We start from the raw sequence: 22,378 nt of genomic DNA, 5'->3' as shown, positions 1-22,378 counted from the left end.
GTCGCATCAGGACCCAGAAGAACTTTGAGTGCCGCGCCCATTTCGCCGCTGGAAATCCCTTTGAGGTAGAGCCAGGGCAAGGCCGCCTCCAGCGTCTTGGTGCGGCGCACATAGGGCGGCACCAAGGCAGAGCGGAAGGTCACAGGCGTGCCGTCTTTTGAGCGAACCTTGGGAATGCGAACACTCACAGGGCCAATGCTGGTTTGGAATGGCCGCTCTGGATGATGCCCATTGCGCACGACGGCCGCGTGACCTGCATCCGTTCTCATGTCGGCGAACTGCGCAAGATAGCTGGCAAGCTCTGCCTCAACTGCTGTCGCGATCAATTCCTGCGCTCCCGTTCTGAGCAATTCCGTCAGCGCATCCGTCATCCCGTCTCGACGCGCAAAATCAATAATGTTAGTCGTTTCCATGGTGGTGTATCTCCTTTGGTTGGGCTGCTGTCTCGCAACAACAATTCAACCAGATACGCCGCCAACCTTCAAATCGCCCAAACACCAGATCCAGTCATAACTCCCTTTGGCTTGGGTGGGCCTGTTGAATTGGTCTTGGGATATCTCGGGCTTCAGGCGACTGAAATTCTGCGACCCGGCCTTGAACGTTACGCTCATTTAAGAGTGCGCATTGTTGAAATCGAGCCTGCTCACTTAAGCGCTTCTGGAAACGCCAGCCTATTTATTTCCGTATGGGGAGATCCTACCATCTTGCTGTCCGCTCGGCCACGCTATCAGATATTCTCACAAAGTCGGATACATGACAGGCCTAATTCAGAAGATGAAGGTTAACCGGCCTTTCCAAATACAAAACATCCCGCCCTTGATGCTGTTTGATCGAAGTCGTGCTTTTGATTTTTGTCTGAGCAACCAAGCGATCACGTTGTGAAACGAGATGAGCAAACGACGCAGTTAAATCATGCAGTTTTTGCTCAAGTCGGTCACTCCGGTGATTTGCCCGTGCCAACTGTTCCGTCAGCAGTTCAACCTGTTTATCCAAGGATGCCCGCTCTCGCTTTAAAATTTCCAGTGCCATAGCAAACTCAAACTCGCGCGCTTTCGCGGCCTGCAATTTGGAGCTCTGCTCGGACCAAAGCTGGTTTTGCTCACCCTTACCCCCCGCAAAAAAACGCATTATGTGTAAGGCATCATGACAAGAAACATGCTGACCCTCCACGTCAATGTCGAGCGCCTTGGCAGTCATTCGGATAAGAGCATCTGAGCGATCCAAGACATTGGATAGGTCTTCGCAAGAAACAGAAGTCACCTTTCCGGTTAGTTGTGACTTCACCATCTCAAACAATCCTCCTGTAGCCACCGTCGCATCAACGTTTCACCATCAGGTATTCAAAAATAGCCGTACGCCCCACTTTGATGCGTCGCTGCACAAGATCACACTGTCCCTGCAAATGCATTTGCCGGGCAAACTCCCCAAGACTGCGAGAGTCTAGAAAAGGGCCGCGACAATATATTGCCTTAGACCCACGCGGCGCGTTCTGGATAAAGCTTTCCAACACTTGCACAGGATATTTGTGCTTTGTTGCATCAACGTCGCCATCGACACTGCCGCGCTCTATGTTCTGCCGCTCATTTAGCTCATTTTGAAACGACATAATTTCGGTTCCTCCAGCCATGTTTGGCTTTAACTCAGTAACACCCAAATTCCGGCCGAAACGGCTGACAGAGTGCCGCGAATAGCTGCCAAAGCCCTAACCACAACACCGTTTGGGTCAAAAAAATGCCCTGCACAAAACATAGCAGGGCATTAAGTAGGCGTGTCGCACAGGTTGTGCGAGCAGTGAGCCTCAAACGTCGGTTAAAACCTGAATGATCACAACCCTTGTTAAAAACAACTAAGTTGGGAGGATGGTCTTTTTGGTATAGGTTTTGGTCACGAAAGAATTGTCCTTCGCTCTTTAGATGATACAGAAAAGCAAAAGTGGCGAGGCGGTCTTTCAACAGATAAATTCGGCTTCTATGCAAAGAAGCCGCTCACACACCACGCTGAGGTTTCTGAACGCTTTAGCCAGCTACCACCCTGTCAGTCAGTTGATAGCCCTTGGCACAAGCCCTCGCGTGCCACTGGTCTGCTGCAAGGGCAGCGTCACGCAGGTTGGAAAACCAAGTGATGCGATGCACGCCATTCTGACCGTTGCCACCCCATTCTCTAACCACAGAATATTCACCAAACAAATTATACCCCACATCTACGCGGTAGAAGTTGGGTCGTTTTGCGTGATGATGAACAAGCGTGATCATGAGTGAAGTCTAAAAACGATTTGGTACAAACTGCAACCTCCCAAACCCGCCTTCGTGACCAGACATTCTTGAATGCTTGCGATAAGCGAAAAAGGCATCACCCTAGCAACTTGACCAACCCATCCTCGCTCAGCCTGCCCTGATCTACAGCATCCAAAGCGCGGTGTGTGATCGTTTCACTGGGCACGTAACCATCACGCGTCACGCCAACTGCCGCCAACAGACCCGCTTCACCAAGCTTGCCCGCGTCAAACAGGTCGAAAGCACGGTCAGCAGGTGTTGGTTGCTTGTGATCGAGCAAAGGCTGGGTGTCGGCGTGATCCTGCACTTTACTGTCCACACTCTCTTCTAACTCCGGCTCTTGCGGCAACTCAGGTTCAATCACAGTATCAGGACCAACAGCTTCCAAGTCTTCTCGCTGCACGGCATGGGATTGCACATCGTATTTGCGCCGGAATTCATCGGGTGGAAGATCATGCCGCTTGCCTGTGAGCATGTCCTTGCGCAGGCGTGGCGTAAGATGGCTGTAATGCCGTTCAATCATTGGAATAGACGTGCCCATCTGAATGGCCAGCGTGTGCACGTCCATACCGTCATTCAACAGCGCGAAGGTGGCATAGGTATGCCGTAGACTGTAGAGCGTCCTGCTTTGCCCTGTGCGTGGGCATTTCAGCAAGCCTGTGTCCGTCATCAACAACCGAAAAGTCTGACGCAGGTTCTTGGTCGCAGCGCCATCAGGCAAGCGAAACACCGGCTTGTCCACCTGCGCTTTGAGCAGCTCTGCAAAACTCATGTCAGCAATATCAGGTGACCTGCTTTGAATGCGCTTGAGATAGTTGATTGTGCCCGCACGACAGATCAGATCGCGCGGGCCCGTTTTGCCATTCACATGCATTTCCAAATAGGTCAGCCCATCTTCTTCAAACAGATGGATGTGCTTCCAGCGTAGGTTCTGCGCCTCTGTGCCATGCCGTATACCGGTATTGGCGAGGATCAGAATATAGTCGCGCAGCAAATGCCGCATGTCGCGTGATTTGCCATCCCGCCCCTTGTTGATCCAAGTGGGCAAGGTGGCGATCATCTTGCGATATTCTTCGCGCCGAAAATCCGGCCTGCGTTCGCTGTCCCTGCCCTTGTTGATCAGAACAGGCACATGGGTCCGGTTCATGTAGCCACGCGCCACAGCTTCATCAAACACACGGTTCAGCGCTGAGTTATGCGTGTTCAAAGTAGAGGCACGTGGCTCGTGTCCCATCTTGTGTTCACGCCATTTGGCGAACTGTTGCAGGTCTTCGTAGGTGATCGACGTGATAAAGCGATCGCCAAAATAGGGGATGAAATACCTCTCCAATACGATCTTATAATCGCGATAGCTTTTCTTGCCTGCCCCCGCCACCACCTGCTTGTCCATCTCAGCAATGGTCACAGCCGCCACATCCGCAAATCGCTTGCTGATAACAGGTAGGCCATTCTTTTGGCGCACTTGATATTCAACATACAGCTCACGCGCCCGTTTTTTGGCATCGTCCAGCTGTTTGCATTTGGTGCTCACACGCACCCAGCGTCCATCAATTTTGAAAGTCGCCTGCCATGCCCTGCTGCGATCACGCTTGAAGACACGCACATCACCATCCAGCAGTGTTACAGTTTGGGAACTAAGCTTGGGCATGATGCGTGTTTGCGCGAGACTTTCAAATCACTGTGTTTGCGACGGCTTTACCAAACACTGTGTTCGAAACCTATGTTGCAGACACTGTGTTCAACACAGCGATTCTACGCTCAAAAGCGCAGCAGCGCGACACAAAAAGTGCGCTACAGGTGCGCTACGCGAAAATTGCGTCAACCGAAAACTTAAGTCATTGATTTTAGAGTGTTTTTGGTAGCGGAGGAGGGACTTGAACCCCCGACACGCGGATTATGATTCCGCTGCTCTAACCACCTGAGCTACTCCGCCAGACCGAGGCGGTAGGTAAGACAGGCGGCGGCCTGCGTCAAGGCGAAAAACCGCATTTTCCAAAAGGCTTCGGTGATGCGTCAGCTATCCGGCAACAGCGCTTCGATCGGACGAGTAATTTTGGCCGATTGCGGGCGTGTGGTAGAGCCGAACGTATCCACAACCTCCCCATCCGGACCAATCAAGATTTTGTTGAAATTCCAGCGCGGCGTAAAGCCTTTGGTCTGGGCAACCCATTTGTAAAACGGATGCGCATTGTCACCGCGCACATGGCTGATGGTCGTCATCGGGATATCAAGGCCGAAATTGACCTCGCAGAAATCAGCGACGTCATCGTCGCTGGCCAGTTCTTGCCGGAAGTCCTGCGATGGCACGGCCAGTACAACCAAGCCCCGGTCACGGTAAGCATCATAAAGCGCCTGAAGCCCATCATATTGCGGCGTGAAACCGCAACGCGAGGCGGTGTTGACGACCAGAACAGGGCGGCCTTTCCACTCTGTCATCGACAAAGTCCCGCCATCGATTGAGTCGAATGTCCATGCCCCCGGCGACGCCAAAGCAAACATCGGCAGGCTGGTCAGTGCGATGCAAACCAAAGTGGACAACGTCCTGCGGAATGACTGAAACATCTCAGAGCCCTTTCTTATCTGAGATATAATTTAGGTCGGGGTTTCGCGGCGTCCATAGGTGTCTTGCGTCTGCGCCACCGCTGGCGCATCTTATACCTTATGACCAAAAACACCCCCACAGATATTCTTGCAGACCTAAGCGACATCGTTGGCGCGGCGCATGTCGCCACCGGCACGGATGCAACCCGCTGGAGCGAAGACTGGACCCGGCAAACACACTGGACACCGCTGGCCGTGGTCCGTCCGGCCAACAGCTCCGAGGTTGCCAAAGTTGTGCAACTGGCAAACCGGACCAACACATCAGTTGTGCCGGTGTCCGGCAACACAGGACTGGTCGAAGGCACATATGCGCAAGGGGCGCTGATGCTGTCGCTGGATCGCATGTCGGCCGTTCGGGCGATAAAACCCGACGCGCGTATCGCGATTGTCGAGGCCGGCGCGATCTTGTCGCATATTCACGATGCTGCCAACGTGCATGATCTGATTTTTCCGCTGTATTTTGGAGCGCGCGGGTCGGCGATGATCGGCGGGGCCTTGTCCACCAATGCCGGCGGGTCGAATGTGCTGCGCTATGGCAGCACACGGCATTTGTGTCTGGGGATCGAGGCGGTTTTGCCCACCGGTGAAATCGTCGACCTGATGAGCGAGCTGCACAAGGACAATTCCGGCTATGACCTGCGCGACCTGTTGATCGGGGCCGAAGGCACACTGGGTATCATCACCGCCGCTGTTCTGAAACTTCACCCCAAGCCGCAGGCCTATGCCACCGCGATGGTCGCGACACCCTCGCTGGATGCGGCGCTGGTGCTGCTGAACCGATTGCAGCAAGACACCGGCGGCGCGGTCGAGGCGTTCGAATTCATGCCCGGTGTTTACATGGACGCATATCTGGAGCGGTTTCCAGACGCCCGCCCCCCGTTTGACACCCGGCATGAGGTAAACATTCTGGTCGAAGTGGGCGCCGTTTCCCCGCGTGATGCCACGCCGCAGACGGACGGGACGATCCCGGTGGCCGCGCACCTGGAAACAATCTTGGAAACCCAGTTTCACACCGGTGGCGTGCTGGATGCCGTTGTGGCGCAAAACGAAAGCCAACGGCAAGATATGTGGGCAAGGCGCGAAGCCGCAGCCGAGGTGGCACGGCTGCGGCCGAATGTGATCGACAACGATGTCTGTGTGCCGGTGGACCGGATGCAGCAGTTTTTGGACCTGATCACTGACCGGACCAAAGCGTTGGATCCTGACCTGGTGCCAATTTGCGTGGCTCATCTGGGCGACGGAAACCTGCATTTCGCAGGCTGGCCTTCATCGCAGGATCCAGCGGTTCACAAGGCAATCAAGCAGGCGGTGGACGACACGGCAATCGAGCTTGGTGGCAGTTTCTCGGCCGAGCATGGGGTCGGCCTGACCAAAAAGCCTGCCATGCAGCGCCACAAGAACAGCGCAGCAATCCAAGCCATGCGGGCCATCAAAGAGGCGCTGGACCCCAAAGGTATCATGAACCCCGGCAAGGTCTTGCCGGATCCATAACCGGCATAAGCGCTTGTCGGGCCTGACCGCCCGCCGCGCCGATCACTGCCGCCAGTCGAAGAATCCCTCGCCGGCTTGCTCCAGCAGCTTGGCCGCCATGGCACGCCCCAGCTCTGCGCCATCCTCGATCGGGGCACTTTGATCGTCGCTGATCGCCTCGCTGCCGTTTGGGCGTAACACCTCACCACGCAGGCGAAGGGTGCCGCCATCCAATTCCGCCAGCCCGGCAATTGGCGTTTCGCACGACCCGTCCAGCGCGGCCAGAAAAGCGCGTTCCGCCGCCAGCCGCTGTGCTGTTGGCCCATCGTGGATCGCTGCCAGCATGTCAGCCGCTCGGGTATCATCGGCGCGGCGTTCAATCCCGATCGCCCCCTGCGCCACGGCCGGCAACATTTCCTCGGGCGCGATGGCCGCAGTGGCCACATCCGCGCGCCCCAGACGGTTCAGACCTGCCATGGCAAGGAACGTGCAAGCTGCAACCTGATCATCCAGTTTTTTCAAGCGGGTCTGAACATTGCCGCGAAATTCCACGACCTCCAGATGCGGATAGGCCACCAGCACCTGCGCCTTGCGCCTGAGCGACGAGGTGCCAACCTTGGCCCCTGCGGGCAATTCGGCCAGCCCAGCCACATGCGGCGCGACAAACGCATCACGCACATCCTCGCGCGGCAAGTACGTGTCCAGCACCAGCCCCTCGGGCTGCAAGACAGGCATGTCTTTCATCGAGTGGATCGCAATGTCGATCTCACCACTCAGCATGGCTTGTTCGATTTCGCGGGTGAACAGGCCCTTGCCGCCAATCTCTTTCAACGGGCGGTCAACGATCCGGTCGCCGGTAGTCTTGATAACGACCACCTCGAACGCGTCATGGGGCAGATCAAAGGCGGCGGCCAGCCGGTCACGTGTCTCGTGGGCCTGTGCCAGAGCCAGCGGCGAGCCGCGTGTGCCCAGCTTCATCGGGGTGTCGGGGGTTGGCAAATCGCGTGTCATGGCCGTGGTCTAGCCCCCCTGCCCGCCCCTGACAAGCGCGGGGTGCTTGACATTGTGTCGCCGGGGGGTGACCACACCCGAAACGGAGGATGCCATGGCCGCGCAAAAGACCATTCTAAGAGCCCTTGCAGGGGAAACCCTTGAGACCCCACCGATCTGGATGATGCGGCAAGCCGGGCGATACCTTCCGGAATATCGAGCCACCCGCGCCGAGGCCGGTGACTTCCTTTCCTTGTGTTATAACAGTGACTTGGCCACCGAAGTCACGCTACAACCGATCCGCCGCTACGGGTTTGACGCGGCCATCCTGTTTGCCGATATCCTGCTGGTTCCGCAGGCACTTGGGGCCGACCTGTGGTTTGTCACCGGCGAAGGCCCGCGGCTGTCGACAATCACCGATCAAGCCGGGTTCGATGCCCTGACACCGGCCAGCGATGTGCATGAAACGCTCAATCCCATCTACCAGACCCTGCGCAATCTGTCGCAGGCCCTGCCAGCAGAAACAACGCTTATCGGATTCGCCGGTGCGCCCTGGACCGTCGCCACGTATATGATCGCTGGTCGCGGCACGCCCGACCAAGGCCCGGCACATGCGCTGAAAGCCGAAAACAAACCACTGTTCGAGGCTCTGCTTGAACGCATTACCGAGGCCACGATCGAATACCTCTCGGCCCAGATCGAGGCGGGTGCAGAATGCGTCAAGCTGTTCGACAGTTGGGCGGGCTCACTGAAAGGTGAGGATTTCGATAAATACGCTATCGCCCCCGCCAAACGCATCATTTCCGAGCTCAAATCGCGCCATCCCGGCATTCCGATCATCGCCTTCCCGCGTCAAGCGGGCGACAAATACATCGGGTTCCATGACATAACCGGCGCAGACTGTGTGGCCGTCGACGATTCAGTCAACCCGGACTGGGTGGCCAAACATGTGCAACCCTCAGGGTGTGTGCAGGGAAACCTCGCCTCGAAACATATGGTTACCGGCGGCGACGCACTGGTCAGAGAAACCCGTCACATCGTGGAAGCACTGAAAAGCGGGCCGCATATCTTCAATCTTGGCCACGGGATCACCCCCGATGCAGACCCCGACAATGTGCAACTGATGATCGACACGGTACGTGGCGGCTGAAGTGGTTCTACAAAAAATACAGCCTGGATATGGGGGCGCTGCCCCCGTCGCCGCAAGCGGCGACTCCCCCGGAGTATTTTTTTGGAACAATGAATAACACTTGAGAAAGTTTTGATCGTTATCATCGCGCTGCGGCACAGGCGGGGACGCCGATGGCCGTAACAGGAGAAGGCCGGTTACGTCGGTCTGTGGGCGGGGTTCTAGGGCCCTGCCCTTCTTCTGTTGATAAATATCCCGGGGGTTTGGGGGCAGCGCCCCCAACCAAAATAAACAGCGCGCGCCCAACGGGCGCGCACATTTTTCAAGCTGGCAGGTCAGGTTCAAATGTCTGACCACCACCATGGGATGCCGACCGGACATCCGTTCGGCCTGCACCGGATGAAAGGGCGTGATCAGTTCAAAGCGCGCTAGTGGCGCTGGCAGGGCCAACGGTTTTATCAATATGAGGATCGTATAGGCACACGCGATTGCGTCCTTCGGCCTTGGCCCGATATAGCGCAAGGTCGGCAGCCCGGATCGCCTGTTCGATCCGGGCGGGGTCCGTCAGACCGGCAATGCCGAAACTGGCGGTCACATTCATAAGAGTGCCGTCCACGGTGATCGGGCAGGCGCGCACGCTTTGACAAAGACGTTCGGCCGCGATCAGCCCATCCCGTGTCACAGTAGCGGGCATGAGAATCACGAATTCTTCGCCGCCAAAGCGGGCGACAATATCGCTTGCGCGGCAGTTGTCCATCAATGCATTGGCAAATTGTTGCAGGGCAGTATCGCCTGCCTGATGACCGAACCGGTCATTGATGGCCTTGAAGTGGTCGATATCGGCGATGATCAGCGACATTGGCCCGCGCCGCAACTGCGCCACCCGCGAATGGAAATTGGTGCGTGTATGCGCCCCGGTCAGCGGATCAAAGCTGATGGCCTGACGCAGACGCTGATTGAGATCATGGATTTCACGCAGGCGGGTGCCCACGAAATAGGCCACCGGTGCCGATAATATCATGGCAATCACCGCCCCTGAAATCATCGTTTTGCGCATCAAATCGGGGGGCATGATCATGAAGTTGAGCAGCACCGAGCCACACACGATCGCGACGACCACAATCGCAGTAAAAAGCCTGACATCGTTGCGGGTCGAAAGGCGCAGTTGCATACCTGTGTTCCATCACTCCTGTCGGATCAGGATGACGCCGGTTTGTTAACAAAACTTCTGGAACCTGCACCCATTCTACAAGCAATTTGCGGTAAAATCTATGATTTCAGAACGATCACCTTGGCGTGACGGGGCCGACACATGGCTGGAAAGCCACGTACCGGCTGATTACGCTTGGTCACAGACCCGTGCAGAAAGGACGCCTTATGCCAACTGAACGCTTTACCTTCCGGGGTCACGCTGGCGACGATTTGTCAGCGCGGCTGGATTTGCCCGAAGGCCCCCATCTGGCGACGGCGCTGTTCGCGCATTGCTTTACCTGCTCCAAGGACATTCCAGCGGCCCGGCGCATCGCGGCCCGGCTGGCGGGGGCTGGCATCGCGGTGCTGCGGTTCGATTTCACCGGGCTTGGGCATTCCGACGGTGAATTTGCCAATACCACGTTCGTGTCCAATGTGGATGATCTCGAATTGGCGGCAGATGCGCTGAAAGCGCGCGGCATGGCACCGGGGCTGTTGATCGGGCATTCTTTGGGCGGGGCGGCTATATTGGCAGCAGCCCGCAAGATCGACAGCGCACGCGCGGTGGTGACAATCGGCGCGCCCTACGATCCCAGCCATGTGACGCATAATTTTGGTGATGCGCTGGATCGCATTGAACAAAACGGTAAGGCCGAGGTTGATTTGGGTGGGCGCAACGTGACCATCGGGCGCGATTTCGTGCGCAGCGTCAACGCCGAAAGCCTGACCGACGAGATCAAGGCGCTGCATCGCGCACTTTTGATCCTGCACGCACCGCGAGATGCGATTGTCGGGATCAATAACGCGTCCGAGATTTTCCGCGCGGCCAAACACCCCAAAAGCTTCGTGACATTGGACAACGCCGACCACCTGATCAGCAACGCCGATGACGCCGAATATGTCGCCGGGGTGATTGCCGCATGGGCCGCGCATTATCTTGATCTGCGTCCCCCGGCCCCGCCACCCGGTGCGCCCGAAGGGATCGTGCGGATCAGCGAAGCGGACCCTGACGGGTTCTTGCAAGATATCAACGCGGGCGAAAAGCATCACGTGCTGGCGGACGAGCCCGAGGCCTATGGCGGCACAGACCGTGGCATGTCGCCCTATGGCTTTCTATCGGCGGGCTTAGGCGCCTGTACGTCGATGACCATCCGCATGTATGCCCGGCGCAAGGGCTGGCCCCTGACCCATGTCAGCGTGGATGTCAGCCACGACAAGGTCCATGCCCAAGACGCCGCGGCGCAGGGAAATGCCAAGGCAGACCGCTTTACAAGGGTGATCCGGCTCAAGGGTGATCTGGACGAAGAGCAGTGCGCCCGTCTTCTTGAGATCGCTGATAAATGCCCGGTTCATCGCACGCTAGAGCGTAGCGCAGAGGTTGTCACCAAACTTGAATGACCCGCGACACGCGCCTTATGGCTTGGGGTGGTCGTCGTATTCGTCGCTCAGAATACGGCGGGCATCGCCTTCGGGATCGTCGTATTGGTTGGATTTCACCGTGTAGACAAAAAACACCAGACCGACACCGCCCAAAAACAGCGAAATGGGAATCAGGTAGGCAAGGATGGTCATGGGGTCACCTTAGGCGAAGTGCATTCAGGGACACCGTAATCGAACTGGCCGACATGGCCAAGGCCGCGATCAAAGGCGAGCAAAGCCCCGCCACCGCCAAAGGCACCGCAATCACGTTATAGACCGTGGCGATGCGGAAATTTTCCCGGATACGCCGGGTGGCCGAGCGAGCGGTGGCGCAGGCCGATGCGATTGGCGACAGATCACCGCCCAAAAGCACGATATCGGAGGCCACGCGCGCCGCATCCAGCGCCGTCGCCGGCGAAATCGAGACATGCGCAGCAGCCAATGCGGCGGTGTCGTTCAAGCCATCGCCGACCATCAGCACTTTGGCGCCCTCATCGGTAAGCGCCTGAATGCGGCTGGATTTGTCGGCGGGCAATGCCTCGGCCAGCCAGCGGGTAATGCCAAGGCGGTTGGCCAGCGCCTCGACCGCCGGGGTGGTGTCGCCCGACATCAGGTAAACGGTTTTGCCTGCCTCCTTCAGCGCCTGAACCGCCTCGGCGGCACCGTCGCGCAGACGGTCAGCAAAGACAAAGGCCACGGGCGCGGTATCGCCTTTTTGCAAGAAGGTGGCGGTTTCCGCGCGGCCCTGCGCACCCGTCCAACTGGCGCGGCCAAGACGGACCTCTTGGCCGTTCAATTGGGCTTTGGTGCCGTAGCCCGGCACCTCGGTCACGTCAGTGACTTGCGCGGGCGCGATCCCGGCCTCGCGCGCGGCGCGGGTGATGGCCTGCGCCAGCGGGTGCGACGAGCCTTGCGCCAACGCCAAGGCCAGTTCGACATCACCACGCGGCAATTGATCAAAGTTGGTCAATTCGGGTGTTCCGGCGGTCAGCGTGCCGGTTTTATCGAACACAACGGTATCGACCTGCGCCAGACGTTCCAGCGCGGTTTCATGCTTGATCAGCATCCCCTTGCGGAACAATCGCCCGCTGGCTGCCGTGGTCACGGCGGGCACAGCCAGACCAAGCGCACAAGGACAGGTGATGATCAGCACAGCGGCGGCGACGTTCAGCGCAGTGCGCAGATCAAAAGTGTAAAGATACCAGCCGACAAAGGCCAAGGCCGACAGGATATGCACCCCCGGCGCGTAAAGTTTCGCCGCCTTGTCAGCCAGCGATGTGTAGCGCGACCGCCCGGATTCGGCGATGGCCACAAGATCCGCCATCTGGTGCAACGATGTATCGGAGCCGACAGCGGTGGCGCGGATGGTCAGCGGGCCTGTCAGGTTGACCTCCCCCGCGGAAACGCTCTGCCCTTCGCTGGCAAAGACGGGCAGGGTTTCACCCGTCAGCAACGAGCGGTCGATTTCCGAGGTGCCTTGGGCGATTTCCCCGTCCACCGGCATCCGCCCACCGGGGCGCACCAAAATCAGGTCGCCCAAGGCCAGTTGTGCCACGTTCACGGTTTCCTCGTCGCCCGTATCGGTCAGGCGGGTGGCGCGCGGCACTTCCAGCGCGGTCAGTTCCTCGGCCGCAGATCGCGCGATTGCACGGGTCCGGTGATCAAGGTAGCGGCCTGCCAGCAGAAAGAATGTCAGCGCAAGTGCGGCATCAAAATAGGCATGTTCCCCCGACAGCGACGTTTCCCAAAGCGAGGTGACGATGGCCAGCAGGATCGCCAGCGTGATCGGCACGTCCATGTTCAGCTGTTTGTTCGACAGTGCTGCCCAGGCGTTGCGAAAGAAAGGCTGACCGGAAAAGGCGATCGTCGGCAGGGCAATGGCCGCGGAAATCCAATGGAACATATCGCGCGTGGCATCCGCCGCGCCGGACCAGACCGACACCGACAAAAGCATGACGTTCATGCTGGCAAAGCCCGCCACGGCCAGCCGCATCAGCAATTCGCGCCCGGCACGGTCATTGGCGGTGGCGTTCAGGGTGCCCGCGTCCAGCTCGTGCGCCTCAAACCCCAAGCCCTCGACCAGTTCTTTCATGTCCTGAGCGGTAACTTCGGGCTCGGCCTCTATGCTGGCGCGTTTCAGGGTCAGGTTGACACGGGCCGATTTGACCTGAGGATGCGCATCCAGCGCCTTTTCGATCTTGGTGATACAGGCCGAACAGTGGATCGTCGGCAAGGACAGCGCAATCTGCGCCGGATCGTGGGGCTGCATCTTGGCCAATTGTTCCGCCGCCGGGGCAGCAACGCAAGCGGGGCACGCCGAAGGCGTAGGGCGCATATTGGCTGTCATTGGCCTTAATCCTTGATCAAAACGACCCGCTGTTGAAACTCGGTCCCGTCAAAGGCAAGGGCCGTCATCCGGATATTCCAATTCCCATCCCCCAAAGGCACGTCGGCCACATAGGCCGATCCGTCAAACTGGAAATCGGGGGTCACATCATCCGCCACATGAGTGGCGCGGCCCACGGTGGCATCCAGCATCTTGACGGCCACGGGCTGCCCGGCCTCGTCGGTGATTGACAGGGTCAGACGGCCATCCTGATGCCGCGCGTCGATTGTCCAGCCCAACGCCTCTTGCGCGGCTTTGCGATCATCGAAAGTCTGGCTGGCAATATACGAGTTACGCACCTCAAGCCCCGGAAAGGTTTTCACAGCGGAATAGGCCAGCAAAAGATTGACCGAGATGATGATCCCGAAAGCCCCAACGAAAATGAACAGGACATGTTTACCAGTGATCTTGCGTTCTGCCATCAGTTGGCCCTTCCATTAAAGAACGTGTCTTCATAGGTGCGCTCACCGTTCGACGTGTCTTCGACCCACAGGCGCACGTCGGTGCGTTCGTCACGTGCCGCGTCCGAACCGGGCGGCGCCATCAGGTAAACCCGTTGCAGATAGGTCGAGTCGGCCGGAACCGTGACGGTGCCGTAAGGCGTACCTTCAAGCTGAATACGGATCGCGGGGTCGCCACTGACAGTCATGCGGAATGGGCGGTCATCGCCGTGCTTGTTGCGCAAACGCACCTCGTAAACATTGCGGATCGTGCCATCGGACAGGGTAACAAAGGTCGGATTGCGCACCGGCGCGACCGTCATATCAATATCCGAGCGGATAAACAGGGCAAACACCAGCAACACGCCAACAAGCGACCATAGCGCAGTATAAAGAACCGTGCGCGGGCGCAGGACATGTTTGATGATCGGCTTGGGCGCGTGGCCCGCGCGTTCATTTTGTTCATCGGTCAGCGCCATATAATCAATCAGGCCGCGCGGTTTGCCAATTTTGTCCATGACCTCATCGCAGGCGTCGATGCACAGCGCACAGGTGATGCATTCCATTTGCTGACCATCGCGAATGTCGATGCCCACAGGGCAGACATTGACGCAGGCCATGCAATCAATGCAATCGCCCTGTTCTTCACCGGCCTTCACCTCGTCCGAGTTTTTCCGCGGTTCGCCGCGCCATTCGCGGTAGCCCACGGTCAGGGTGTCTTCGTCCATCATGGCCGCCTGAATGCGCGGCCAAGGACAGGCATAGATGCAAATCTGTTCGCGCGCGAAGCCACCAAACACAAAGGTTGTGGCCGTCAGAACGCCAATTGTGGTGTAGGCAATCGGATGCGCATTGAGCGTGAACAGATCAACCAACAGGGTCGGCGCATCGGTAAAGTAAAACACCCACGCCCCGCCTGTCGCGACCGCAATCAGCAACCACGACACCCATTTCGTGAGGCGCAGACGCGCCTTGCGGAAATCCATTTTCTTCTGGCGGTGCAGGCGCAGGCGCGCATTGCGGTCGCCTTCGATCCAGCGTTCGACCAAAATGAACAGATCGGTCCAAACGGTTTGCGGACAGGCATAGCCACACCAGACGCGCCCAAGGGCCGAGGTGAACAAAAACAGCCCCAACCCGGCCATAACAAGAAGGCCCGCAACGAAATAAAACTCATGCGGCCAAATCTCGATCCAGAAAAAGAAAAACCGGCGGCTGCCCAAGTCCAAAAGCACGGCCTGATCGGGCAGGTTTGGCCCACGATCCCAGCGAATCCACGGCGTGACATAATAAATCCCCAGGGTGATGATCATGATCACCCATTTCAGGTTGCGGAAATTACCATACACTTTCTTGGGGAAAATAGGTTCCCGCGCGGCGTAAAGACTGGGGGCTTCGGGTTGGGTATCAGACAACGGAATCACTCCGGTATGCGCGTTGTTGTTCCAGCGTGTTGTTTCAGGTGCCAGCCGGTCCAGCCTTGACCTGCATCAAATTCTGAGTCTTAAACTGATCTATTTAGAGCCAGATACAAGCGCGGCCTGCCGCCGCAGGACATCCGCCCTGCCTTGGATAATTTTGAAAAAGCACGCCGGCGTTGACAGCAGGCCGTTATTTCGCGGATAAAGTGGCACCGGCCTTCCAGGAAACGCGCGAACAGGACGGAAGGGCCGGTGCCGAACCCGCAGGCGGCGTGCCGCCCGCGGGTATTCTTTTATGCAAGGGGGCGGGTTATTCGCCGCCACCCAGCTGGTGCACATACGTGGCAACGGCGCGGATTTCAGCCTCAGACAACTGGGCACCGCCCATCGGGGGCATGACACCAAAGCGCGAGTTCATGACCGTTTCCTTGACGGTTTCGTAGTCACCGCCATACAGCCAAATCGCATCGGTCAGATTGGGCGCACCTTGGTAAATATCCCCTTTGCCATCAGCGCCGTGACAGGCCGAGCAGTTGATATCGAACACTTCGGCGCCAGCCTCGACCAACGAGGCATCTTGCGGATCGTAAGCGGGCGACAAGGACATGACATAGTTCACAACCTGTTCAACCTCTTCTTCCGCAAGAAGATCGGCGAAGGCGGGCATTTCGGAATACCGCGCGTCCGGGTCTTGCTCGTTCCGGATGCCGTGGGCGATCGTGTAGTGGATATCGTCGATCGTACCACCCCACAGCCACGCATCGTCCTGCAGGTTCGGATAGCCTTTGGCCCCCGCAGCCCCCGACCCGTGGCACTGAGCGCACCATGTTTTATAGACGGCGGCGCCTGCCGAACTGGCGTAGCCCGACAATTCAGGATCATCCGCGATCGACGCCAGCTCGACCGAGGCAAGCTGTGAGTTGATCTCGGCGTTGGCGGCTTCTGCGGCGGCGATGTCCTGTGCCACGTTCTCACGTGTTGACCAGCCAAGGTAGCCTTTGGTCGCGCCCGAGATCATCGGCCACGCCGGATAGGCAATGCTATACCAGATGGCCCAAACGATCGTGGCGTAGAAAACCCACAGCCACCACCGCGGCAAGGGGTTGTTATACTCTTCGATGCCGTCCCACTGGTGGCCAGTCGTCTCGACCTCGTGTTTCTTGTTCGGTTTCTTAGCCATGTCGTTCACGCCTCCTTGGCGTCGGCCTCGCCCTCGCGGGCGGGCTTGTCTTCGTGCCGGAAGGGGATGCCTGACGGATCTTCGTAGGTCTTGGTGGATCCGGGCCGGAAGACCCAGATCACCACACCGATGAAGAACAAGAACAGGAACAACAGCATCCAGCTATCTGCGAATTCACGGAGAAAGGAATAGGTTTCCATTGGACTGCTCCTTTACCGGCTGGCCACAGGCGTGAAGGTTGAAAAATCAACCAGCGTGCCCAGCATTTGCAGATACGCGATCAGTGCATCGGCCTCAGAGATACCGGCCTGACCGTCGAAATTGCGCACGTTGACGTTTTCGCCATACCGCTCCAACAGACCGTCAATGTCGCCGAACGGATCGGTTTGCACCTGAAAATCGGCCTGCGCGTTTTCGATCATCTCTTCCGTGTAAGGCACACCGACCAGACGATGCGTCTTGAGCAGATCATCGATATATTCACCGTCGATCAACCGATCTTCGAGGAAGCCGTATTTCGGCATCACCGATTCCGGCACCACGCTTTGCGGGTCGCGCAGGTGATCCACATGCCACTCGTCCGAGTATCGGCCCCCGACGCGGGCAAGGTCAGGCCCTGTCCGCTTGGAGCCCCACTGGAACGGGTGGTCATACTGCGATTCCGCCGCAAGGCTGTAATGGCCATAGCGTTCGACCTCGTCGCGCATCGGGCGGATCATCTGGCTGTGGCAGACATAGCAGCCCTCGCGCACATAGATGTCACGCCCGGCCAGTTCCAGCGGGGTGTAGGGGCGCATGCCCTCTACATCCTCGATGGTGTTTTCCAGCCAGAACAGCGGTGCGATCTGAACGATGCCGCCAATGGTCACGACCAAGAAGGCAAAGATCGAAAGAAGCGTGATGTTCTTCTCAAGGATCTTGTGTTTGTCGAGAATTCCCATGGGTCAGTCCCTTTCTTATTCGGCCGGGACAACGGAGTTGCTGGCTTTGACAGCCGGGCTCCGTCTGACGGTCATGTAAAGATTATAGCACATGATGACTGCGCCGGTGATATACAGAACCCCGCCCAAGGCACGCACGACATACATCGGCAGCTTTGCGTCCACGGTATCGGCGAACGAGTTCACCAAGAAGCCGTTGGCGTCCACTTCGCGCCACATCAGGCCCTCCATGATGCCGGTCACCCACATGGAGGCGGCGTAGAGGATGATGCCGATAGTGGCGAGCCAGAAGTGCCAGCTGACCATCGAGAGCGAATACAGGCGTTCGCGGTTCCAAAGACGCGGCACAAGGAAGTAAAGCGCGCCAAAGGTGATCATGCCGTTCCAGCCAAGGGCCCCCGAGTGCACGTGACCAATGGTCCAGTCGGTGTAGTGCGACAGCGAGTTCACCGCGCGGATCGACATCATCGGGCCTTCAAAGGTCGACATGCCGTAGAACCCGATCGAGATCACCATCATACGAATGATCGGATCGGTGCGCAGCTTGTCCCACGCGCCCGACAGGGTCATCAGGCCGTTGATCATGCCACCCCAAGAGGGCATCCACAGCACGATCGAGAACACCATACCCAGCGTCGACGCCCAGTCAGGCAGCGCCGTGTAGTGCAGGTGGTGCGGACCGGCCCAGATATAAATGAAGATCAGCGCCCAGAAGTGGATGATCGACAGCTTGTAGGAATAAACCGGACGTTCGGCCTGCTTGGGCACGAAGTAATACATCATGCCAAGGAAGCCAGCGGTCAGGAAGAAGCCCACGGCGTTATGACCATACCACCACTGCGTCATGGCATCCTGCACGCCCGAGAACACCTGAACCGACTTGGAGCCGAAGATCGACACCGGGATCGACAGGTTGTTGACGATATGCAGCATCGCAACGGTGATGATAAAGGACAGATAGAACCAGTTGGCGACGTAAATGTGACGCTCTTTGCGCTTGACGATGGTGCCAAGGAACACAGCCAGGTAAGCGACCCAGACGATGGTCAGCCACCAGTCGGTATACCATTCCGGTTCCGCGTATTCTTTCGACTGCGTCGCACCCAACAGATAGCCGGTGGCAGCCAGAACGATCACAAGCTGATAGCCCCAAAACACGAACCACGCCAGATTGCCGCCCCAAAGCCGCGCCGCGCTGGTGCGCTGCACGACGTAGAACGATGTGGCGATCAAGGCGTTGCCACCAAAGGCGAAAATCACCGCCGAGGTGTGAAGGGGCCGCAGACGACCAAAGTTCAGGTAACCCTGCGCCCATTCGAAATTAAGCACCGGAAAGGCCAACTGGAACGCGATGAACGTCCCCGCGATGAACCCCACGACGCCCCACAGCGCGGTGGCGATCACACCAGCGCGCACGACGCCATCCATGTATTGGCCGGACAAATCGACATTCGGCACAGGCTCGTCCGTTTGGCGCAGCGTCCAGATAAATAGGCCCATCGCGGCCAGCGCGACCGTCAGCGCGTTGACCAGATAGGCCAGATCGCGCGCGTAGTTTGCAGCAATCAGCGCCAAAAGCGCGATCACTCCAAGCACGATCAGCTTGAAATAGTTCGTCATTTTGCGTCCCTTCGTCTTTATCCGCACGATTCGTCACGACCGCGCGAGCGCGTTTAGACTATCGCTTTAATGCTGATATACAGCAAAAACCGCTTTGATCTGCATCAAGACCCATTGTCGCATTCCTTGATGAACATCAATGCGCACGCCCCCCGCATCAGCGTAACCTAATAACAGACAAAGCAAACAAGAGGGCTCTGCGATGACTTTTAACAGTCTGTTTACCGTTATCACCGACGAAGCGTTGGTAGATGACGTTCTGGGCCATGCGTTGGAAATGGCCCGCGCCCATGATGCACATCTGGATGTGCTGTGCTTGGGCGTGGATCGTAGCCAGACGGGATATTACTATGCCGGGGCAAGTGCGGTTGTGTTACAGGAAACCATCACCCGCGCGCACGATGAATCCGAAGCGATCGAAAAACGCGCGACCAAATTGCTGGACGGCTCGGGGATTCGATGGGCCTCGGAAACCGGGGTGGCGCAACTGGCCGATCTGGGCCGTCATGTCGCAGCCCGCGCCCGGTTTTCCGACATGGTCATTCTGGCACAGCCCTACGGCGAAGGCCGCGGTGCCGAATTGGAGCCGGTAACCGAATCAGCCCTGTTCGAAGCACACATACCCGCGCTTATCGTGCCGGGCGGCGCCAAGCCCAACCCGGCACCGGGCCGGATCATGATCGGCTGGAACGAAAGCCCCGAGGCGCTGATTGCAGTCCGTGCCGCCTTGCCAATGCTGAAACAGGCAGATGTTGCGCATGTGGTGGTCATTGACCCGCCCACGCATGGCCCAAACCGGTCCGACCCGGGCGGGCAGTTGTCGCAATATCTGGCGCGGCACGATGTCAGGGTCGAGATTGACGTGCTGTCGAAAACCCTGCCACGCGTATCAGATGTGATGATGCGTCATGCCGCAGATATGGACGCGGATATGGTGGTGATGGGGGCCTATGGGCATTCTCGCTTCCGCGAGGCGGTGTTCGGCGGCGCAACACGCTACATGCTGGAACAGGCGAAACTACCGGTGTTCATGGCGCATTAACGCTGGTCCCGGCCCGGCTGGTTAACCGGCCGGGTCATAGATCGGTTTGTGCCACGGCGATGCTGCCCTGCGGCGCCATGCGTCACGCAGCCAACATGGCCTTAGGCCAGCAGACCGCCGTCGCTGTCATCGCCCGCCTCGTCCAGCAGGCGGTTGAAATCGGGAACGGTCACATGCCGCTTACCTTCCAGAACGATGACCCCGTCCTTTTTCAGGGCGGAAATCTGGCGGCTGACGGTTTCCAGCGTCAGACCCAGATAATCGGCCATCGCCTCGCGCGTCAGCGGCAGATCAAACACCATAGGCCCCTCTTTCCCGCCCATATTCAACGCGGCATCGCGCCGGGCGATGATCGACAACAGGCTGGCAATCTTCTCGCGTGCGGTTTTGCGGCCAAGCACCAACATCCATTCGCGCGCGGCATCCAATTCATCAAGGGTCATTTCCAGCAGACGCTGCGCGATATGCGGCGTGCGGTTCATCATGTCTTCAAACGGCTGTTTGCGGAAACAACACATCACCACATCTGTGGTTGCGACCACATCATAAGCCGCTGTGCGGCGTCCGGGACGGCCAACGAAATCACTCGGCAGCAACAGGCCCACCATCTGGGTGCGCCCGTCTTCCATGGTTTGGGTCAACGTGGCGATGCCCGACACAACCGAGCCGACGAAATCCATCTTGTCACCGGCCCAGATAACGGTCTGGCCCGCCTCAAAGTTGCGATAGTACTTGATCTGGTCCAGCATCTCCAGCTCATCGGATTCGCACCGCGCGCAAACCGCCCGATGGCGTATCGGGCAATCACCGCATTCACGAGAGATGTCGAACGTGTCTACTTTGAGCATATCTTAATCACTTTGGCGTGTTGATCTGAATCAAGGATTTCGGTCAAAAATCAGTTTACCGCAATCAGCATGGTTACGAAAGCACAACTCGCCGCACTGGGTCTGTTTGACGCGAAGGTACCGCGTTACACCAGTTATCCAACCGCCCCGCATTTCGGGCGCGATATCAGCGGCCAAACCTTTGCAGACTGGATCGAAGCGATCCCGCAGGGCGGCAAGGTGTCGCTGTACGTGCATGTGCCGTTTTGCAGGCGGTTGTGCTGGTTCTGCGCCTGCCGCACCCAAGGCACACAAAGCGACGCACCCGTGGCGGCCTATCTGGAAACGCTGAAGGCTGAATTAAAGATGCTCGGTCAGCACCTGCCAGAAGGTGTGCGCCTGTCGCGTTTGCATTGGGGCGGCGGCACGCCGACACTGTTGCAACCTGCTATGATGGAAGAACTGGCAGTCGCGATCAAAGAGATCGCGCCCTTTACCGAGGACACCGAGTTTTCAGTCGAGATTGACCCCAATGAAATTGACGGCCCACGTCTGGATGCGCTGGCCGCGGCGGGGATGAACCGCGCCTCGATCGGGGTGCAGGATTTCAACGAGGAAATTCAACATTCGATTGGACGGCTGCAAGGCTATGACATCACGAAATGGGCTGCGGACGAGATTCGCGCCCGTGGCGTGGCCAGCCTGAATGCCGATATCCTGTTTGGCCTGCCGCACCAATCCAAGGCGCGGATCACCGAAAGCGTGCAAAAGCTGCTATCGCTGAACCCGGACCGTGTGGCGCTTTATGGATATGCGCATGTGCCGTGGATGGCCAAGCGCCAGCAATTACTGCCCTCGGATGCGTTGCCCACGCCCGAAGAACGTCTGGACCTGTTCGAGACCGCACGCCGGCTGTTCGTTTGGGACAATTATGCCGAGATCGGGATCGACCATTTCGCCACGCAAACGGATGGCCTGACCATCGCGCAAAAGGCGGGTCGTCTGCGCCGGAATTTCCAAGGCTATACCGACGACACTGCCGATGTTCTGATTGGCGTTGGAGCCTCTTCGATCTCGAAATTCCCGCAAGGCTATGCGCAAAATGCGCCCGCGACCGGTGCGCATACCGCCGCGATTCGCGAAGGGCAGTTTTCCACCACGCGCGGCCATGCGTTTACAGCCGAAGACCGCCTGCGCGGGCGCATGATTGAACAGTTGATGTGCGAATTCCGTGTCGACACCGCCGAGATTTGCGAAAGTTTCGGGGTCAGCCCGCAAACCGTTCGCAACATCCTTGATGACAGCGCCGCGCAGTTTTCCGGGCTTTTGCAAGTGGATGATGGCGGCATGTTCGTGCCGCAAGAGGCCCGTGCACTGACCCGGATGATCGCCCGCAGTTTCGATGTCTACGATCTTAGCACCGCGGGCCACAGTTCGGCTATATAGGG

At 58.1% G+C, this 22,378-nt stretch carries 22 protein-coding genes and 1 tRNA gene; 5 read left to right on the top strand and 18 right to left on the bottom strand.

Annotation, left to right across the window (positions count from 1 at the left end; all coding sequences use genetic code 11):
- The 7 genes from HAT86_RS05780 to HAT86_RS05750 form a co-directional block, all read right to left on the bottom strand.
- Window positions 1-413: transposase (locus HAT86_RS05780; RefSeq protein WP_196780523.1), on the bottom strand; the 413-nt coding region annotated here is incomplete at its 3' end.
- 349 nt (window positions 414-762) lie between these two features.
- Window positions 763-1,287 (bottom strand): hypothetical protein, encoded by a 525-nt coding sequence (locus HAT86_RS05775; protein ID WP_167194333.1) that lies wholly within the window; start codon window positions 1,285-1,287, stop codon window positions 763-765.
- 31 nt (window positions 1,288-1,318) lie between these two features.
- Entirely contained in the window at window positions 1,319-1,627 is a 309-nt protein-coding gene (locus HAT86_RS05770) for a hypothetical protein (RefSeq protein ID WP_167194332.1), read from the bottom strand.
- A gap of 388 nt (window positions 1,628-2,015) precedes the next feature.
- Window positions 2,016-2,252, bottom strand: coding sequence for a WGR domain-containing protein (locus tag HAT86_RS05765; protein WP_167194329.1), 237 nt, complete (start codon window positions 2,250-2,252; stop codon window positions 2,016-2,018).
- A gap of 97 nt (window positions 2,253-2,349) precedes the next feature.
- On the bottom strand, window positions 2,350-3,921 hold the full coding sequence (locus tag HAT86_RS05760; protein ID WP_167194327.1) for a tyrosine-type recombinase/integrase: 1,572 nt from the start codon (window positions 3,919-3,921) through the stop codon (window positions 2,350-2,352).
- 208 nt (window positions 3,922-4,129) lie between these two features.
- Window positions 4,130-4,206: transfer RNA gene (locus HAT86_RS05755), tRNA-Met, on the bottom strand.
- A gap of 80 nt (window positions 4,207-4,286) precedes the next feature.
- Window positions 4,287-4,772 (bottom strand): glutathione peroxidase, encoded by a 486-nt coding sequence (locus HAT86_RS05750; protein ID WP_231125827.1) that lies wholly within the window; start codon window positions 4,770-4,772, stop codon window positions 4,287-4,289.
- 162 nt (window positions 4,773-4,934) lie between these two features.
- Here HAT86_RS05750 and HAT86_RS05745 point away from each other — a divergent pair, with 162 nt between their 5' ends.
- Window positions 4,935-6,365 (top strand): FAD-binding oxidoreductase, encoded by a 1,431-nt coding sequence (locus tag HAT86_RS05745; RefSeq protein ID WP_167194323.1) that lies wholly within the window; start codon window positions 4,935-4,937, stop codon window positions 6,363-6,365.
- 42 nt (window positions 6,366-6,407) lie between these two features.
- On the opposite strand, the gene hemC is transcribed toward HAT86_RS05745, so the two are convergent.
- Window positions 6,408-7,355 carry a hydroxymethylbilane synthase gene (gene hemC, locus HAT86_RS05740; protein ID WP_167194321.1) on the bottom strand — a complete coding sequence of 316 codons (948 nt, stop codon included), beginning with the start codon at window positions 7,353-7,355 and terminating at the stop codon, window positions 6,408-6,410.
- 94 nt (window positions 7,356-7,449) lie between these two features.
- Here hemC and hemE point away from each other — a divergent pair, with 94 nt between their 5' ends.
- On the top strand, window positions 7,450-8,484 hold the full coding sequence (hemE, locus tag HAT86_RS05735) for a uroporphyrinogen decarboxylase (RefSeq protein ID WP_167194349.1): 1,035 nt from the start codon (window positions 7,450-7,452) through the stop codon (window positions 8,482-8,484).
- 397 nt (window positions 8,485-8,881) lie between these two features.
- Here hemE and HAT86_RS05730 read toward each other — a convergent pair whose 3' ends face one another.
- Window positions 8,882-9,634: a GGDEF domain-containing protein gene (locus tag HAT86_RS05730; RefSeq protein WP_167194319.1), complete on the bottom strand. Its 753-nt coding sequence runs from the start codon at window positions 9,632-9,634 to the stop codon at window positions 8,882-8,884.
- 206 nt (window positions 9,635-9,840) lie between these two features.
- Here HAT86_RS05730 and HAT86_RS05725 point away from each other — a divergent pair, with 206 nt between their 5' ends.
- Window positions 9,841-11,052 carry a bifunctional alpha/beta hydrolase/OsmC family protein gene (locus HAT86_RS05725; RefSeq protein ID WP_167194318.1) on the top strand — a complete coding sequence of 404 codons (1,212 nt, stop codon included), beginning with the start codon at window positions 9,841-9,843 and terminating at the stop codon, window positions 11,050-11,052.
- 15 nt (window positions 11,053-11,067) lie between these two features.
- Here the strand turns inward: HAT86_RS05725 and ccoS are convergent, their stop codons facing one another.
- From ccoS to ccoN, 8 genes are all read right to left on the bottom strand, one after another.
- Complete coding sequence (ccoS, locus tag HAT86_RS05720) at window positions 11,068-11,226, bottom strand: cbb3-type cytochrome oxidase assembly protein CcoS (RefSeq protein WP_167194317.1); 159 nt, start codon at window positions 11,224-11,226, stop codon at window positions 11,068-11,070.
- A gap of 4 nt (window positions 11,227-11,230) precedes the next feature.
- Window positions 11,231-13,420 carry a heavy metal translocating P-type ATPase gene (locus HAT86_RS05715; RefSeq protein WP_167194315.1) on the bottom strand — a complete coding sequence of 730 codons (2,190 nt, stop codon included), beginning with the start codon at window positions 13,418-13,420 and terminating at the stop codon, window positions 11,231-11,233.
- A 5-nt stretch (window positions 13,421-13,425) separates the two neighbouring features.
- The gene (locus tag HAT86_RS05710) at window positions 13,426-13,881 is read right to left on the bottom strand and encodes a FixH family protein (RefSeq protein ID WP_196780522.1); all 456 of its coding nucleotides are present in this window, start codon (window positions 13,879-13,881) and stop codon (window positions 13,426-13,428) included.
- The gene (ccoG, locus tag HAT86_RS05705) at window positions 13,881-15,314 is read right to left on the bottom strand and encodes a cytochrome c oxidase accessory protein CcoG (protein ID WP_167194313.1); all 1,434 of its coding nucleotides are present in this window, start codon (window positions 15,312-15,314) and stop codon (window positions 13,881-13,883) included. The genes HAT86_RS05710 and ccoG overlap by 1 nt, the downstream gene beginning before the upstream one ends.
- A gap of 316 nt (window positions 15,315-15,630) precedes the next feature.
- Window positions 15,631-16,500: a cytochrome-c oxidase, cbb3-type subunit III gene (gene ccoP / locus HAT86_RS05700; RefSeq protein ID WP_167194311.1), complete on the bottom strand. Its 870-nt coding sequence runs from the start codon at window positions 16,498-16,500 to the stop codon at window positions 15,631-15,633.
- 5 nt (window positions 16,501-16,505) lie between these two features.
- A complete protein-coding gene (locus HAT86_RS05695) occupies window positions 16,506-16,700 on the bottom strand; it encodes a cbb3-type cytochrome c oxidase subunit 3 (protein WP_167194309.1) in 195 nt (64 codons plus the stop codon).
- Between the two features lie 12 nt (window positions 16,701-16,712).
- A complete protein-coding gene (gene ccoO, locus HAT86_RS05690; protein ID WP_167194307.1) occupies window positions 16,713-17,441 on the bottom strand; it encodes a cytochrome-c oxidase, cbb3-type subunit II in 729 nt (242 codons plus the stop codon).
- Between the two features lie 15 nt (window positions 17,442-17,456).
- Window positions 17,457-19,061: a cytochrome-c oxidase, cbb3-type subunit I gene (gene ccoN, locus HAT86_RS05685; RefSeq protein WP_167194305.1), complete on the bottom strand. Its 1,605-nt coding sequence runs from the start codon at window positions 19,059-19,061 to the stop codon at window positions 17,457-17,459.
- 202 nt (window positions 19,062-19,263) lie between these two features.
- Between ccoN and HAT86_RS05680 the strand changes: the two genes are divergently transcribed.
- Complete coding sequence (locus HAT86_RS05680; protein ID WP_167194303.1) at window positions 19,264-20,103, top strand: universal stress protein; 840 nt, start codon at window positions 19,264-19,266, stop codon at window positions 20,101-20,103.
- Between the two features lie 101 nt (window positions 20,104-20,204).
- Here the strand turns inward: HAT86_RS05680 and fnrL are convergent, their stop codons facing one another.
- Window positions 20,205-20,951, bottom strand: a complete 747-nt coding sequence (fnrL, locus tag HAT86_RS05675) for a transcriptional regulator FnrL (protein ID WP_167194301.1) — start codon at window positions 20,949-20,951, stop codon at window positions 20,205-20,207.
- Window positions 20,952-21,020: 69 nt separating this feature from the next.
- Here fnrL and hemN point away from each other — a divergent pair, with 69 nt between their 5' ends.
- Window positions 21,021-22,376, top strand: a complete 1,356-nt coding sequence (gene hemN, locus HAT86_RS05670) for an oxygen-independent coproporphyrinogen III oxidase (protein WP_167194299.1) — start codon at window positions 21,021-21,023, stop codon at window positions 22,374-22,376.
- The last annotated feature ends 2 nt before the right edge of the window (window positions 22,377-22,378 follow it).

Source organism: Roseovarius gahaiensis, from assembly GCF_011601345.1.
In the GTDB taxonomy this organism is placed as follows: domain Bacteria; phylum Pseudomonadota; class Alphaproteobacteria; order Rhodobacterales; family Rhodobacteraceae; genus Roseovarius; species Roseovarius gahaiensis.
Note: the sequence above shows the minus strand (reverse complement) of the source record. Positions and strands in the feature narration are given on the sequence as shown.

Coding starts and splice junctions, on each gene's coding strand:
- HAT86_RS05760 (WP_167194327.1), bottom strand. CDS start 3,921: ATGCCCAAGCTTAGTTCCCAAACTGTAACACTGCTGGATGGTGATGTG.
- ccoO (WP_167194307.1), bottom strand. CDS start 17,441: ATGGGAATTCTCGACAAACACAAGATCCTTGAGAAGAACATCACGCTT.
- HAT86_RS05775 (WP_167194333.1), bottom strand. CDS start 1,287: ATGGTGAAGTCACAACTAACCGGAAAGGTGACTTCTGTTTCTTGCGAA.
- HAT86_RS05730 (WP_167194319.1), bottom strand. CDS start 9,634: ATGCAACTGCGCCTTTCGACCCGCAACGATGTCAGGCTTTTTACTGCG.
- hemC (WP_167194321.1), bottom strand. CDS start 7,355: ATGACACGCGATTTGCCAACCCCCGACACCCCGATGAAGCTGGGCACA.
- ccoP (WP_167194311.1), bottom strand. CDS start 16,500: ATGGCTAAGAAACCGAACAAGAAACACGAGGTCGAGACGACTGGCCAC.
- ccoN (WP_167194305.1), bottom strand. CDS start 19,061: ATGACGAACTATTTCAAGCTGATCGTGCTTGGAGTGATCGCGCTTTTG.
- HAT86_RS05710 (WP_196780522.1), bottom strand. CDS start 13,881: ATGGCAGAACGCAAGATCACTGGTAAACATGTCCTGTTCATTTTCGTT.
- ccoS (WP_167194317.1), bottom strand. CDS start 11,226: ATGACCATCCTTGCCTACCTGATTCCCATTTCGCTGTTTTTGGGCGGT.
- HAT86_RS05725 (WP_167194318.1), top strand. CDS start 9,841: ATGCCAACTGAACGCTTTACCTTCCGGGGTCACGCTGGCGACGATTTG.
- fnrL (WP_167194301.1), bottom strand. CDS start 20,951: ATGCTCAAAGTAGACACGTTCGACATCTCTCGTGAATGCGGTGATTGC.
- HAT86_RS05770 (WP_167194332.1), bottom strand. CDS start 1,627: ATGGCTGGAGGAACCGAAATTATGTCGTTTCAAAATGAGCTAAATGAG.
- HAT86_RS05745 (WP_167194323.1), top strand. CDS start 4,935: ATGACCAAAAACACCCCCACAGATATTCTTGCAGACCTAAGCGACATC.
- hemN (WP_167194299.1), top strand. CDS start 21,021: ATGGTTACGAAAGCACAACTCGCCGCACTGGGTCTGTTTGACGCGAAG.
- HAT86_RS05695 (WP_167194309.1), bottom strand. CDS start 16,700: ATGGAAACCTATTCCTTTCTCCGTGAATTCGCAGATAGCTGGATGCTG.
- hemE (WP_167194349.1), top strand. CDS start 7,450: ATGGCCGCGCAAAAGACCATTCTAAGAGCCCTTGCAGGGGAAACCCTT.
- HAT86_RS05715 (WP_167194315.1), bottom strand. CDS start 13,420: ATGACAGCCAATATGCGCCCTACGCCTTCGGCGTGCCCCGCTTGCGTT.
- HAT86_RS05750 (WP_231125827.1), bottom strand. CDS start 4,772: ATGTTTGCTTTGGCGTCGCCGGGGGCATGGACATTCGACTCAATCGAT.
- HAT86_RS05765 (WP_167194329.1), bottom strand. CDS start 2,252: ATGATCACGCTTGTTCATCATCACGCAAAACGACCCAACTTCTACCGC.
- HAT86_RS05680 (WP_167194303.1), top strand. CDS start 19,264: ATGACTTTTAACAGTCTGTTTACCGTTATCACCGACGAAGCGTTGGTA.